The organism is Hymenobacter sp. 5317J-9, from assembly GCF_022921075.1.
Classification (GTDB): Bacteria; Bacteroidota; Bacteroidia; order Cytophagales; family Hymenobacteraceae; genus Hymenobacter.
The window spans coordinates 4,023,768-4,037,965 of sequence record NZ_CP095050.1; the positions used below are offsets into that span (position 1 = coordinate 4,023,768).

At 63.5% G+C, this 14,198-nt stretch carries 11 protein-coding genes; 3 read left to right on the forward strand and 8 right to left on the reverse strand.

The features are described from left to right. Positions 1–4: 4 nt before the first annotated feature. Positions 5–1,183 (reverse strand): PcfJ domain-containing protein, encoded by a 1,179-nt coding sequence (locus MUN81_RS16890; RefSeq protein WP_245112514.1) that lies wholly within the window; start codon positions 1,181–1,183, stop codon positions 5–7. 1,003 nt (positions 1,184–2,186) lie between these two features. On the opposite strand from MUN81_RS16890, the gene MUN81_RS16895 reads away from it, so the two are divergent. Both MUN81_RS16895 and MUN81_RS16900 read left to right on the forward strand, forming a co-directional pair. Further along, positions 2,187–3,089 carry a histone deacetylase gene (locus MUN81_RS16895; RefSeq protein ID WP_245112515.1) on the forward strand — a complete coding sequence of 301 codons (903 nt, stop codon included), beginning with the start codon at positions 2,187–2,189 and terminating at the stop codon, positions 3,087–3,089. 92 nt (positions 3,090–3,181) lie between these two features. After that, positions 3,182–4,198: a J domain-containing protein gene (locus MUN81_RS16900; RefSeq protein WP_245112516.1), complete on the forward strand. Its 1,017-nt coding sequence runs from the start codon at positions 3,182–3,184 to the stop codon at positions 4,196–4,198. A gap of 19 nt (positions 4,199–4,217) precedes the next feature. Here MUN81_RS16900 and MUN81_RS16905 read toward each other — a convergent pair whose 3' ends face one another. The 5 genes from MUN81_RS16905 to MUN81_RS16925 form a co-directional block, all read right to left on the reverse strand. After that, positions 4,218–4,850, reverse strand: a complete 633-nt coding sequence (locus MUN81_RS16905) for an MOSC domain-containing protein (RefSeq protein WP_245112518.1) — start codon at positions 4,848–4,850, stop codon at positions 4,218–4,220. 117 nt (positions 4,851–4,967) lie between these two features. Beyond that, on the reverse strand, positions 4,968–5,894 hold the full coding sequence (locus tag MUN81_RS16910; protein WP_245112519.1) for an alpha/beta fold hydrolase: 927 nt from the start codon (positions 5,892–5,894) through the stop codon (positions 4,968–4,970). Positions 5,895–5,952: 58 nt separating this feature from the next. Further along, positions 5,953–6,546, reverse strand: coding sequence for a TetR/AcrR family transcriptional regulator (locus MUN81_RS16915; protein ID WP_245112521.1), 594 nt, complete (start codon positions 6,544–6,546; stop codon positions 5,953–5,955). A gap of 107 nt (positions 6,547–6,653) precedes the next feature. Then, the gene (locus MUN81_RS16920; protein WP_245112523.1) at positions 6,654–9,080 is read right to left on the reverse strand and encodes a T9SS type A sorting domain-containing protein; all 2,427 of its coding nucleotides are present in this window, start codon (positions 9,078–9,080) and stop codon (positions 6,654–6,656) included. Between the two features lie 238 nt (positions 9,081–9,318). Further along, a complete protein-coding gene (locus MUN81_RS16925) occupies positions 9,319–10,041 on the reverse strand; it encodes a PD-(D/E)XK nuclease-like domain-containing protein (RefSeq protein ID WP_245112525.1) in 723 nt (240 codons plus the stop codon). A 137-nt stretch (positions 10,042–10,178) separates the two neighbouring features. Between MUN81_RS16925 and MUN81_RS16930 the strand changes: the two genes are divergently transcribed. Continuing rightward, on the forward strand, positions 10,179–10,601 hold the full coding sequence (locus MUN81_RS16930; RefSeq protein WP_245112527.1) for an EamA family transporter: 423 nt from the start codon (positions 10,179–10,181) through the stop codon (positions 10,599–10,601). 1 nt (position 10,602) lies between these two features. On the opposite strand, the gene MUN81_RS16935 is transcribed toward MUN81_RS16930, so the two are convergent. Together MUN81_RS16935 and argH are read right to left on the reverse strand one after the other, a co-directional pair. Then, positions 10,603–12,840 (reverse strand): TonB-dependent receptor, encoded by a 2,238-nt coding sequence (locus MUN81_RS16935; RefSeq protein ID WP_245112529.1) that lies wholly within the window; start codon positions 12,838–12,840, stop codon positions 10,603–10,605. 39 nt (positions 12,841–12,879) lie between these two features. Continuing rightward, a complete protein-coding gene (gene argH / locus MUN81_RS16940; protein WP_245112531.1) occupies positions 12,880–14,184 on the reverse strand; it encodes an argininosuccinate lyase in 1,305 nt (434 codons plus the stop codon). Positions 14,185–14,198 lie beyond the last annotated feature (14 nt).

Here is a 14,198-nt window from a genome sequence, read left to right on the forward strand (position 1 = left end):
CGCGTTAGTCCTGCCAGTCAATGCCGACGTGTTTCGACAGCACCAGGCGGGCTTCATTGAGCCATTGCATCATCCAGATGTGCTCCTGCGGAGTCATCCAGCGGTTGTATTTGCCGCGCACCTGCACCACGGTGCGGTGGGCGGTTACTTCGATGGTCAGGCCACGGGTGCCGTCCACGGTCAGTGAGAAGATGCCGCAGCGGCCCAGGCGGCACGATTGCAGGTAAGTAGCCACGCAGTTGCGCTGCGCGTTGCCTTCTTCCTGCAGCTGGCCAGCAGTGGTGAGCTGCTCGATGCGCACCGGCCCGGCCAGAAAATTGGCCACCGGCAACCCGCCCCAACTGGTATCGGGGGAAGCAGTGCCGCCCGATTGGCGACGCTCCCGAGCCGAGCCACGATGCCACTGTTCGCTGTGAGCCAGCACAGAAGCCATGCTGCGCCCTTTGAGCGTGAAGCCCGGCTGGGCCGGCTCCGGCCCAATGCCCACGCTGCGCTTCTGATGAATCCAGTCGCAGACGGGACCAAAATGGCACGGGTCGACCATGGGCGCGGCTACGAAAAAGTCCACTACGCTCAGCCAGAAGGCATCATCAACTAGGGGTGCCCGGCCCAGGCGCGATTCCATCACCGGGCCCCACCACGCCAGCGCGTCGCGGGCGGCGAGTTGGGCGTAGCGCAGGGCCTCGCGGAAGGTGCAGCCGGCGGGGGCTTCCCGCATGCCGTGCTCCAGCCGTTTGCTGAGGCGCACGGGCAGCCGCGGAAAGCTGCGCAGCGAATGCCCCTGCCCCAGGTGCACAGTCAAATCGGGCAGGTTCACGCCGTCTTCCACCAGCGTCGGGCGCGTCCAGGATTCAATCAGCCATTCCGGCGTGTTGCCGTAAGGGTCGAATAAATGCCGGACCAGGCTGGTTAGCTGCCGAAACACGTTATTGCTCTTGGGCTTCCAATCAGCCACCTCACGTACTCGCTTGGCATACCGTTCGGTTAGAGCTGCTACGCTTTGGACCAGTTCGGAGCGGTGCAACAGCCCCGTGCGTTTAGAAGCCAAGGCCCGCAACGCGCCCAAAATGTTGCCCTCTTCCGCGCCGGTGCGGCCTACCACGCAAGCCGCGTACAGCTGCGCCAGGGCCGAATCGACGCCCAAGGCTTCGTAAAGCGCATGGGGCGAGCCGAAGGAAAACATGTATTCTATTTGCTTAGACTGAGGCCAATTGCGCCAGTCGACGTGTCGCGAAAGCGCGACACCGGCCTGTTTCCAGCGGTAAGCTTCCGCCGAAATCGGTTTGTTACGGTTTGCCATAAAGCGGGGGCCTGCCCGCGGGCAGTGCCTAGCTAGAAGGTGAAGGGGAGGTGGGCGCACGAAGTCGGCAACCCGTTTTCTGTCGTTGTTGGGGCCACTCATAGCGGCCACGGCGTTTAGAATCGGCCACTACTTGCAGTGGCCGTACCGCACCAGGCGGAATTAAAAAGGAGCTGAATACGTGGAGACGCATGGTGAAAAACTATTAGCTAAGCGTGAGTAACAAGGAAATTAATGCAGGTAATTGCGGCTGATTAATTAACCATTCTGCAATCAACCATTAATTCAATTTGAATTAAACGCACCTCTCCTGTTCAAATAAAAACGGCGTTTTATTTGCGAAGTAATTACACGAAAAAGCCCGGCTTTTACTGGGCCGGGCTTGTCTGGTTCGTGGGGTTTACGCCGAGGCTATCGACGTTTCCGACAAAGAAGAGAAGCACGGCCGCACCGATTCCAGAGGCCGCAATCGGGCCGTTTCGAGAACTGCTTGGGCAGGTAACTGGGGCGGATATTAGGCATGGGGTGAAAGAGTTAAGCGGTTGATAACCGGCTGGCAACAAAAAACCCGAGCTTGTGGGCTCGGGCGGTGTCAGGTTTCAGCAGAGCTGAAATCAGGCAAACGTACCGAGCGGAAGCAGCCGACCGGGCTGCATCTTATCCGAATTGCTGGTGAATAGTTCGTGGCGGTACATGGTTGTTTGCTTTTGGTGCGACAAAGGTTTGCAATTAATTTTTATTGCGCAAATTATTTTCGAAATAATTTTTAAATATTTTTCATAAACCACAAATTGGCCCGAATAAACCAGATTTTATGCGCAACAAATCCGAGCTGTTTTATTACCATCAATAAACTCCACCTCCGCATTTCGGGTATTACGGCCACATGCCGCGCCTCGCCACTTCCGACCACTACACCCTCGACCTGCCCGCCGGACACCGGTTCCCCATCGCCAAATACGCGCTGATTCGGGAGCAGCTGCTGTGGCAGGGCATTGCCGCACCAGAGGACTTTTACGAGCCCGGCCTGTGCGCCGAAGCCGATGTGCTGCGGGTGCACACCGCCGAATATTGGCACAAGGTGCGCGACCTGGAGCTGAGCGCCGCCGAAGTGCGCCGCCTGGGCTTGCCACAAAGCCCGCAGCTGGTGCGCCGCTCGCTGAGCAGTAGCGCGGGCACGCTGCAATCGGCACTGCACGCCCTGCACGACGGCGTGGGCCTGAACCTGGCCGGTGGCACCCACCATGCTTTTGCCGACCGCGGCGAAGGGTTCTGCGTGCTCAACGACCAAGCCATTGCCGCCGCGCACCTGCTGGCACACGGCTTGGCGAAGCAGATTTTGATTGTGGACCTCGACGTGCACCAGGGCGACGGCACGGCCGCCATTTTCCAGCACGAGCCACGGGTTTTTACTTTTTCGATGCACGCCGGGGCCAATTACCCGTTGCGCAAGGAAAAGTCTGACCTGGATGTGGCCCTGGAACTGGGCACCGGCGACGCGGAGTATTTGCACCTATTAACGACCACCCTGCCGTCGCTGGTGGAGAACGTGCAGCCCGATTTCATCTTCTACCAGGCCGGCGTGGATGTGCTGGCCACCGACAAGCTGGGCAAGCTGGCCCTCACGCCGGCCGGCTGCCGCCAGCGCGACGAATTGGTGCTGGGCCTATGCCGCGCCCGGCGTTTGCCGGTGGCCGTGAGCATGGGCGGCGGCTATTCCGAGCGGTTGGCCGACATCGTGGACGCGCACTGCAACACGTTTCGAGTGGCATTTGAGCTGTGGCCGTAGGTGCAGGGCTTGTCCCGGCCCGGCGGTGAAGTGAATCGCGCCAGCGGCGGGCGGGGGCCAGCCCCGCACCCTACGCCGTAATTTTGCAGGCTATGAAAAAATCTGATTCCGCCCACCCGGCGCCTATCACCGTTCCCGTCAGGGTGGAGGAAACGCCCGCGGGCACGCCGGCCCAACAGGCATTTCGGCAGGCCATTCTGGACGTGGAGAACCTGCGCGAGCGGCTGCGCGACCTGCGCGCCGAGCAGGCCGAGGCCCGGCGGCGCTACTGGCAGCAGGTGGGCCCGGCGGCCGCCACGGTGGTGGCCGCGCGGCGCAGTCTGTTTCCGCCGCTGGAGGGGGCGTTGCTGCTGGGCTACTTCAGCCGCCTGGAAGAGCAGCAGATTACGGACCTGATTCTGGGCAATGCGCGGGCGCTGGAAGACCGGTTTGGCGAGGACGAGGACGCCATCATCCGCAAGTATGCCCCCCACGGACGGACGGCCGCGGCCACTGCCGACGCCGCTGAGCCAACGCCGGGCAAAGCCAAAGCAGAGCCAGAATACATCCCCGACCCCACCCTGCCGCCCCACGAGCAGGCCGCGGCCGCCGCCCGGGCCCGCCGCAAAAACAAGGCCCAGCGCAAGCAGGAAGAAGCCGCACAGGCCGACCAGAAGCAGTTGGAGTCCAACGCTAAAACCATCTACCGTCAGCTGGCCCGCACCCACCACCCCGACCTGGAGCGCGACCCCGAAAAGCAAGCCCACAAAACGGCCCAGATGCAGCGCATCACCGAAGCCTACGAGGCCGACGACCTTTACGCCCTGTTGCAGTTGCTGGCCGAATCGGGCCCAGCTGATGCCGAGGCCGACGACGTGCTGACCCGCTACACCCGCGCCCTGCTCCAGCAGCAAGCCCAGCTAAAACAGGCCATGAATGAGCTGAAATACGGGCCTAATGGCTTCGTTACGGGCTCGGGCAAAAAGCAGGAGCTGGAACTGCGCCAGCTCAAGCGCGACCTGCGGGCCGAGGCTGAATACGTGCAGCACGTGGCGCGGCTTATTGGCGAGGCCGAAGGCTTGCGCGACGTGCTGCGCCAACTGGCCACCGAAGGCGTGGACGCCCTTTAGACTTATGCGCAACGCGGCATTACCCGGCCGTGAAATGGCGCCGCACCGAAGCCGGCAGGTACGGAATGCTGAGCAGTTCCTGCACCGCTGCGGGGCTCTGCAGCACGCCGTAATACAAGTCAGTGACGTCCTGAATGGTGACGGCGTAGGGCGAGCGACGGCTCAGCTCGATGGCGTCGCCGGCCTGCAGCACGCCCGGGCGCAGCACCTGGAAGTAGATGCCGCTGCGGCCGGCCGCCACGAAGCGCGACACCATTTCCGGGTCGTTGAAGCGCAGGTTGAGCTTGTAGCAGGGCTGCCGGGGCTGGGCGGCGCGCAACACGGCCGTGCCCATCGTAAACTCGTCGCCGATGCGCACGTCGCGTTCGAGCAGGCCGGCGGTGGTAAGGTTTTCGCCAAAAGCAGCCGGGCCGGTTAAGGCACCGGGCGGCAGCTCGGCTTCCCAATAGGCATAATGCTCACTGGCGTAAGCATACACAGCCTTATCGGGGCCGCCGTGCACGCGCAGGTCGGCCTGCTGGTCGCCGGCTAGGTTCGTTCCGTCCAGCAGCACGGGGCCGGCCACGGGCTCCTTAAAAATGGCAGTGGTGATGCCCCGCCCTATCCATTCCAGCGTGCGGGGCCGGCCTACGTTGACGGAAAGAATGCGCATGATGAAACAGCCAGAAAGTGGAAGCCCAACTTATGAAACCCGGCGACAAGCCTGTTTTCACAGCCAAGATATTCCCCTTTTCTGAAGCATGCCCGCGCGGGCTTCCCAAACCCGTGACTACCCGATAAACGCGACCCCGGCACGCACCACGGCTTCATCGCGCAGAATGCGGTTGTGGCCCAGGCCTTTGGTGGCGTGCAGCACCGCGCCGGGCCAGGCCGCCGCAATTTGCCGGCCCTCGGCGAAGGGAATGATTTCGTCGTCCTCGTCGTGCAGCACGAGCACCTGCTCGGGGCCCGCCGTGGGGCCAGCCACGGCCGCGCCGAAAGAATCGACCGGGCGGCCGGTGGCCTGCTCCACGTACTGCGCAAACTGCGTCACGAACGTGCCCGGTAGCTGCAAAAAATCGGCAAAGCGTCCGGCCACGGCGCGCGGGCCCACCGGCGCGCTCAGCAGCACTAGGCGCGGCAGGGGCGCCCCGCCGGGCAGCCGCACCGGCAGCCCCGCCACCGACGCCGCCCCAAACGAATGCGCCACGATGGCGCGCACCTCCCCCACCGTATCTACCACCGCCTGCACGGCCCCACCGTAATCCGTCAGCGTCACCAGTTGGCCGGCCGAGGCGCCGTGCGCCGGGCCGTCCAGTGCCGCCACGCGGTAGCCAGCGGCCAGAAGCGGCTGCACCCAGGCCCGCCAGAAGCTGGCCCGGTGTTCCCAGCCGTGCACCAGCACCACGGCGGGCGCGGCGGCCGGGCCCCACTCGTACACGGCCACGGGGCCGGTGGCAGCAGGCACGGTGCGGCGCCGGGCATCGGCCAGCACGGGCGCTTCCCAGGCCTTTTGCGGCAGGCGGCGCGGCGTGCAAAACACCTTCCAGGCCGTCCGAAACGCCAGGCTGGGCGCCACCGCCGACAGCACCTTCAGCTGCCAGCGCAACAGGCGCAGGCCGGCGGGCGGCGAGGGGTAGCGCACGCGCGGCGCGGCGGCACGCGCTGGTCCTTCGGCCATATAATAGTCGTGGGCGGGCGAGAAAGTGTTTGTCATAGTTTGGTCAGTTGGGAAAAGCGAAAGCAGCAGCACGGACAATGCAGACGAGCCGCAATCAGGCCAGCAGCTCCAGGCGGAGCTGGGCCACGATGGTGTGGTACGGAGTCTCGTCGTGCACGCGGGCCACCTGCAGAGCCCCGGCCAGCGTGGTGAGCACCTGCACGGCCTTGGCCGACGGACTTCCCACGAAGCGCAGCGCCCCGGTGGCCTTGCCCACGGCCAGCACCTGGGCCAGCCAGGCCGTGAGCTCGCCGTTGAAGGTGCGCAGCTCGGCCTGCATGAGGGCAGGCAGCGTCCGAAAATCGGCCGCCAGCGCGCCAAACAGACACACGCGGCACTCCTGCCGGGCGTGGTTGTCATACACCGCAAACAGCGCCTCAAGCTGTTCGGCGGGCGGCAGGTCGGCCACGCGGGGCAGGTCGCGCCACTTGCGCAGGCGCCGGAGCTGCCGGGCCACAATGGCCGTGCCTAGGTCGTCTTTGCTGGGGTAATGGTAATGAATAGCGGCCGGCTTCACGCCCAGTGCCCTGGCCAAGTGCTGGTAGCTAAAGGCATTGAAGCCGCGCTCCAGCAACAGGCTTTCAGCCAGGTCCAGAATGCGGGTGCGGGTGTCGGGCGGTAAAGTGGCCGGGGCTGCTTGGGTCGTCATCTGGGTCCAAAGATAACACTTACTTACTAATTAGTAAGCAAAATACGTTAAGCACTAAAAAGCCCTCCTCACGAGCGTGAGGAGGGCTTTTACAACGGAAAAGGACGTTAGTTCTTCTGCACGCGTACCGTGTAGGTGCCCGCAGCCGTGGGCACCTGCACGAGGTACAGGCCAGCGGGCTGGTCGCTCAAATCGAAGCTGCTCGCGCCGGTCTGGCTGGCGGGCACGCGGCGCACCACGGCGCCCAGCGTGTTGAACACCACGGCAGGCCCGGCCAGGGGCCGGCCATCGGCATCGACCAGCGCAAAGCGGCCGGTGCCGGGATTGGGCACCACGGCGGGCATGCCCAAGGCGGCCGAGCCGTTCACAGCCACCACCTGCGAGAAAGATTCTGTGCCGTCGAGGTCGGTTTGGCGCAGGCGGTAGTAGGCCAGGCCGGCCAGCGGGTGCTCATCGGCGAAGCGGTAGGTGCGCGAGGCGCTGCTGCTGCCCTGCGCGGCCACCCGGCCCAGCAGCTCGAAGGTGAGGCCGTTGCGGCTGCGCTCCACGGCAAAGTCGCGGCTGTTGTGCTCGGTGGCGGTGGTCCAAGTGCAGGCCACGGCCGTGCCGGCCCGCTGGGCGCCAAAGGCCGTGAGCACCACCGGCAGGGAGCCGTTGGGCAGCGACGAGACGGCAAACGGCGAGAAGCTGGTGATGCCCGTGCGCGTCACCACGCTCGAATTGGCGATGGTGCCCGCGGTAGCGCCCTGCTCGGTATTATACCGGTCCCAGACGCCGTTCAGGTAGTGGTTGATGTGGGCCAGCGCATTCTGGAAGCCCGTCACCACGTCGGCGTCGTTCCACTGCAGCTTGAGGGTGATGCTGGAGTTGCCAGCCACTTCTTCGCCCACAAACCAGGTTTTTTTCACGTTGCGGTCGCGGGCTTCGGTGCCCACCACGCCCACTTCGTTGGTGTAGCGCACATAGGCCTCCGGGGCCACCCGCACGCTATAAGTGTCTTCCGACTGGGCCTGGGTCTGGCTGAGCAGGGCCGGCGTATAGGACGTGGCCGAGGTGCCAACCGGGAACAGCACATCCACGCCGTCGCTCGACACGGTGCGCTGCAGGCTGCCTTTGCCGTTGGTCACGAAGAAAGCGTTGGCCCCGCTCAGGCCGGTCAACGTAGCCCCCTTGAGCAGCAGCAGGTTGTAGTCGTTGAGGCTGAGAATGGACGCCCCGGTGGTGTTGAAGGCCAGGCCGGCATTTACCAGCACGCCGCCGGTGAGCGACTTTGGCCCGGTTCCCGAGAGCTTGAGCGTGCCATAGCTGGCGCCTTTCACGTTCTGGGAGGTGGTGCTGGCGTTCACGTATTCCACGGTGCTGCTGGGGTGCAGCGCGCCCAGGCTTAGGTTGTTGTTCACTTGGTTAATCTGCAGCGTGGAGCCCGCGCCCACGTCCACCGTGCCCTGAATGAGGTCGTTGGCGTTCACGTAGAGCGTGGCCGGCGACGACGGAGTACCCACCACAATCTTGGAGTTGGCGCCGCTCACCGTCCAGGTCCCGTTGATGCGGTCGGCGGTGCCGGTGTTGCCCTGCACGTAGTAGATGGTGTTGGCGGCCGTGAAGTTGGTGGGCGCAGTGCCCGTGCCGTTCACGTTGGTGCCCCAGTTGTTTTTGGAGTCGAGGTTTTTGTTGTCGCCGGGCAGCGAGTAGTAAATGTTGGTTTCCGGCGTGACGACAATGTCATCGACGCTCAGGCCATTGCCGTTGGTGGACGAATTGAACACGTAGCCAAAGCGCACCATGATTTCCTGGCCCGCCAGCAGGTTGATGCCCACCAGCGTGGTTTGCTTCACGCGGCGGTTGGTGGCGGCGTTGCCGTTGCGCGGCGCAATGGCCGTCGAAGTCGAGGGTGCCGGCACGCCCAGTTCGGAAATGGCCGTCCAGGTGCCGCTTGTCAGCGAGGTGATGGTGGCCGTGGTGGTCGTGGTCCGCTGGTAGTCCACCGTTACGTTGGCAGCCTGAGTCTGGCTCGAATTGTACCACTGCTCCATGGCGTACTGAATTTCCAGGTTCACGATGGTTTTCGTGGACGAGTTCTTCAACCGGATGCCCACGTAGCCCTTGCCTGAGCCCGTGGTGGTGCCCGCGATGCCGCCCAAAGAGCGGTCGGTGCCGCCGGGGGCGCCAAAGTGGTACCAGGAAGGGCCGTGGGGCGTGCCGTCGGCGTCGACGGTGCCCGCTGCGGTGGCCCCCTCCGTGCCGTCGTCGGGCCCGAGCTTGGCCGATGTACCGGCCCGCGTGAACGATTCAAGCTCTACCCCGGCAAAGGTGCCCGTGTCGAGCACGTACCTGGCGTATACACCCGTCAGCGTCGAATTGCTGGCGAAATTGGCCTTGGTCCCCGCCAATCCATCAAAATTCTGCGCGTAAGGCCCCAGCCCGTTCGAGGCGGCGTCGGGGCTATCCTTAAACACGTACTGCGCCCGCGCCGGCAGGGCCGCCAGACTCAGCAACAAAGCCGTTGCCAGGCAATGAATAAAAGTTTGTTTCATGTAGAAAAACAGTGAGTGGAAAAGAGAAGAAATTATATAATTACGCTACTGCTTTAGCACGCCGCGCAACAAAATTACTGCTTCAAATTCCAACCAATTGCTTCTCTAAAGAAACCATCCTGTTTTGTATCAGTAATTTACCATTAAATTTATTTAAGCTGATTCCGCTAATGAGCACAGTGCATTTGCTTCCGCTTTTTGCACATATTTCCTACGTCCGGCCGGGGGCCAGGGGCGCTTATTCTTCCGCGCTCAGGCCCAGCGCGTCCACGGCGGCCTGCACGGCTTCGGCCCGGTAGGCGGGCGCGGTGGCCGGGGCCTTCAGCAGGCGCAGCAGGCGCTGGTATTTCTGGCGGCCCTCGGCCAGCATCTGCTCGCTCACCTCGATGGTGAACACCCCAAACGGCTCCACCTTTTGCACGCCCACCAGCAGAAACCGCTCGGCGCGCAGCGCATCGGTATAAAAGGCGGCCTGGCGGTCGTAGTCGTAGGCCGCGCACTGCCACAGGAAATGGTCGGCGTCGCGCGCCATGGTGGTTTTGAAGTCGATGATGGTGAACGGGTGGTCGGCGTGGTCCACGATGAGGTCGGCGCGCAGCTTGCAGAGCGTGTCGGTTTGAGACTCGGTGAAGAGCACGCTCACCTCGGGCTGGCCCACGGCCAGCAGCTCGTTCAGGCGCGAGTCGAGCTTCACGCCGTCCACCAGCCACCACACCAGCGTGTCGTTGAGGCCGGGCTGGCCGGCCACGTAGTCGTTGGGTTCGAGCAGGGCGGTGTGAAAGGCGGTGCCAAAGCTCAGGGCGCCGTCGGCGGCGCTGGTTTGGGGGCGCGGCGGGCGGCCGTCGAGGGCGTCGCGCAGGCGCGACAAGTCGGAATTGGCCACGGCGGGCAGGGCCCGGTAAGTGTCGTAGTCGAGGCGCAGCAGGTCGGGCCGGCGGAAAGTAGAATCGGATTCGGGCATAGGTAAAAAGGTAACAGCAAACTCGGCATAATGGCTCCGCCAGGGCTAGTACTAGGCGCGGGGCCCGACGGTTGCGGGTCGTTGTGCGTAGGCCCGGCTACGGGCAGCTCTTTGCCCGCCATCACGCTGGTTTTCTTATGGCTTCCTGGCTTCCCTACGCCCTGTTTTCGGCCCTCTTTGCGGCCCTCACCGCCATTTTTGCCAAAATCGGCATCAAAGGCGTCGACTCCGACCTGGCCACGGCCATTCGCACGGTGGTCATTCTGGTGCTGGCCTGGGGCATTGCCGTGGCGCGCGGGGCCACGGCGGGACTGCCGGCGCTGTCGGGCCGCACGTGGCTGTTTCTGGTGCTATCGGGGCTGGCCACGGGGGCGTCGTGGCTGTGCTACTTCCGCGCCCTGAAGCTGGGCCCCGTGAGCCGCGTGGCCCCCATCGACAAGCTGAGCGTAGCCTTGGCGCTGCTGCTGGCCGTGGCGTTTCTGGGCGAAACCCTTTCGGCCCGCGGCGCGCTGGGCGCGGGGCTCATCCTGGCGGGCACTTTGGTATTGGCCTGGGCCTGAGCTAGCCTTTCACCCAGCGCCACGTCACCGACAGGTTGATGACGCGGCCCTCCACCGGCGCCCATAGCTCGCTGAACACGGGGTTGCCCAGCGGCGGACTCACCACCCGCTCGCGGCGCGTCTGGCGGTAATCGAGCAGGTTTTCGCCGTTCAGGGCCACCGTCCAGGCATCGGTGTGATAGCGCACAATGGCCGCAAACAGCGGGTAGCCCGGCGTGGTGCGGCCGTCAGACAGGTATTGCTGACCGGTGTAGGAAGCTTCAATTCCGGCATTGAATTGCTCGGTGAGGTCGACCAGCGCCACGGCGGCAAACTTGTGCCGGGCCGACAAGGGCAGGCGCGTGTTCACCGCATCATATTGCTGGCGGGCATCGGTATACACGTAGCCCAGGTAAAGCTCGGTTTCGTCGGCGCGGAGGCGCACGTAGGTTTCCAGGCCGCGCGTCGAGAGCGGGTCAGCGGCATTCTGCCAAGTGAGAAAATTCTGCCCGCTGACACCGGCAAAACCGCTGCCGTTCAGCACCAGTGGGTCGGCCAGCCGCGTGTAGAAAAACGACTGGTTCACGTTCAGCGTGAGCGGGGTATCGAAGCCGGCGAAGGTGTGCTGATAATTGACATCGCCGTTGATGCCGAGCGAAGTTTCGGCCCGCACGCCGCGCAGGGGCTGCACCAGCGGGTAGTCGCGCTCGTCGAGGCTGTTGATGTAGGGCACGGCCGCGCGGTAGCCCAGCCCCCCATTCAGGCGAGCCGTGACGGATGGGCTGGCCTTATACAGCAAAGCCACCCGCGGCAGCAAAAAGCCGCCAAACTGGTTGTGGTGGTCGTAGCGCAGGCCGGTTTGCAGGTTGAGGGCCGGCAGCAGGCGCCAGTCGTCCTGCACAAAAGCGCCCACCGTGGCGTAGCGGTACGGGCTGCGCAGCGGCGTGGCGCTGCGGTTGAACGAGCCCAGCTGCTCGCCGTTGGCGTCGAGGCCGGCCACCACCGTGTGCCGCCCATACGCGTGCAGGTAGTTGACCTCGGCGAAATACGTGGTCTGGAACGCCGTGAAGCTGGCGACGGGCGTGTTCACATCGCGCACAAAATCAGTGCCCGTGGCCTTCACCGTAAGCACGCCCCGCGCCACGCTGTCGTTCACGTACAGCAGGTCCACGGTGTTGCGCAGGCTGGTATTGTCCACGTAAAACAGCCGCCCACTGGCAATGTCGGGGCCGTTCTTCAGCACCTGCAGGTCGCCGGCGCGGCGGCTCTCGGCCGTGCCGTTGTAGCCCAGCGCCAGCTGGCTGTGCGCGTTGGGGTAAAAAAACAGGCGCGGGTGCAGGTTGATGCTGCGGGCCCGCGGCACGTCCACAAACCCGTCGCCGTCCACGTCTTTCTCCTTCTGGTTGACGAGGCCCACAAACGCCGTGTAGCCCCAGCGGGCGCCGCGCCGGGCCGCAAAACCGGTCAGGTTGGTTTCGCGCAACGTGGTTTGGTTGAGGCTGAGGGCGTAGCTGGGCCGGTCAAGCGTGGGCGTTTTGCTCACCAGGTTCACCAGGCCCGCAATGGCGCCGCCGCCGTACAGCGTCGAATTCGACCCTTTAATGAGCTCTACTTGTCGTAGGTCGAGCGGCGGAATGGTGAGCAGGCCGAAGGAGCCCGCAAACCCGCCGTACAACGGCACGCCATCGCGCAAAATCTGGGTGTATTGCCCCGGCAAGCCCTGCAGGCGCAGGTCGGCGTTGCCGGTAGTAGGCGACGTGGGTTGAATTTGGGCGCCAGCAAAGTCGCCCAGCAGTCCCGCAATGTTGGCGGGCTTGATGCTGCTTTCCTCTTCCAGTTCCTCTAGGCCCAATACCTCCACGCGCGTGGGCAGGTCTTCGATGCGGGAGTTGGTGCGGGTGGCCGTCACCACCACTTCCTCTATTTCTTCGGCGCTGGGCGCGAGTTGCACGGTGAGGGCCGCGCCGGCCGCGGGCGCCACCGCCAATTGCGGCCGAAAACCGAGCGCGCTCACGCGCAGCCGCGTGCCGGGCGCCGGAGCCGGGTCGAGCACGGCCGTGCCGGTGGCATCGGTGCCGGCGCCCAGGCCGGTGCCGGGCACGGCCACGCTGGCTCCAATCAGCGGCTCCTGGCGCGCCGAGTCGCGCACCAGCACGCGCAGTCCCTGGGCACGGCCCGCCAAGGGCAGCAAAAGCAACAGCAGTACGGTCAGGAGCCCCCACACACCGAATCGGATACCCGACGGCACCAGTCTATTCATCTTTCAAAATCCCGTAAATGGCGACGTTAACTGCCAATGCTACTTAGTGGTAAAAAGCGTGCTTTGCTGCCAGCGCTCCATTTTGGCAGCTATTTCGGCCAGCCCCAGGTTGTGAATGCTGCCCAGATGCGTGGTGTGAAATTCGCGGTGTGGCACGTAGCTGCCGTCCTCCACGGCGCGCCCCACCTGCTGGTACGCATCGCGAAACGGCACCCCGGCAATAATTAATTGATTGATGTTTTCGACCGAGAAAACAGCGTCGTATTTCTCCTGCTCAATCACGCCGGGCTTAATCTTGATTTCAGGCAAGGCAAACAGCAGAATGTCGAGCAAGTCAGCAAACTGCACCATAGGCCCAAACAGCAGCTCTTTTAGCAGCTGAAAGTCGCGGTGGTAGCCGCTGGGCAGGTTGCTGGTGGCCAGTATAATGTCGTTGGGTAGCGCCTGCAGGCGGTTGGCATGGGCCCGCACCAGCTCAAACACGTCGGGGTTTTTCTTGTGCGGCATAATACTGGAGCCCGTTGTAAACTCCTTCGGCAGCGTCACAAAGCCCAAATCTTGGCTGTTGTACATCACCAGGTCATAGGCCAGTTTGCCCAGCGTGCCGGCCGCGCCGGCGATGGCAAAAGCTACCGTTTTTTCCGTTTTGCCGCGCAGCATTTGCGCCCCCACGGCACTCACCGCCACGCTGCCAAAACCCATTTCGCGGGTCGTCATTTCGCGGTCTATCGGGAAGCTGCTGCCGAAGCCCGCGCCCGAGCCCAGCGGGTTTTGGTTGGCCACGGTGTGCGCCGCTTCAAACAGCGCCAAATCCAGCAGCAAATGTTCGGCATACGCCGAAAACCACAGCCCAAAGCTGCTGGGCATGGCCGCCTGAAAGTGCGTGTAGCCCGGCAGCAAATCGGCCTGGTGGGCCTCAGCCTTTTGCACCAGCACCCGCACCAGCGCCATCATTTTCGTGGCAATGCGCTCGGTATAGTCCTTCAAAAACAGCTGAATGGCCGTCAGCACCTGGTCGTTTCGTGAGCGGGCCGTGTGTATTTTTTTGCCGGCGTCGCCAAACTTCTGGGTGAGGTAATGCTCGATTTTGGAATGCACGTCCTCAAAATCGGCTTCAATGGCAAATGTGCCGGCCTCTACCTGCGCCAGCAGCTCGTCCAGGCCGGTAATTAATTGCTGACGCTCCTCTTCCGATATCAAACCGGCTTTGGCCAGCATGTTGGCCTGCGCTTTCGACGCCAGCATATCAAAAGGCGCCAAGTACATGTCCAATTCCCGGTCGCGACCCACCGTAAATTTCTCAATGGTATCGTTTACCGAAAATCCTTTCTCCCAAATTTTCATAATTCCTGTTTAGT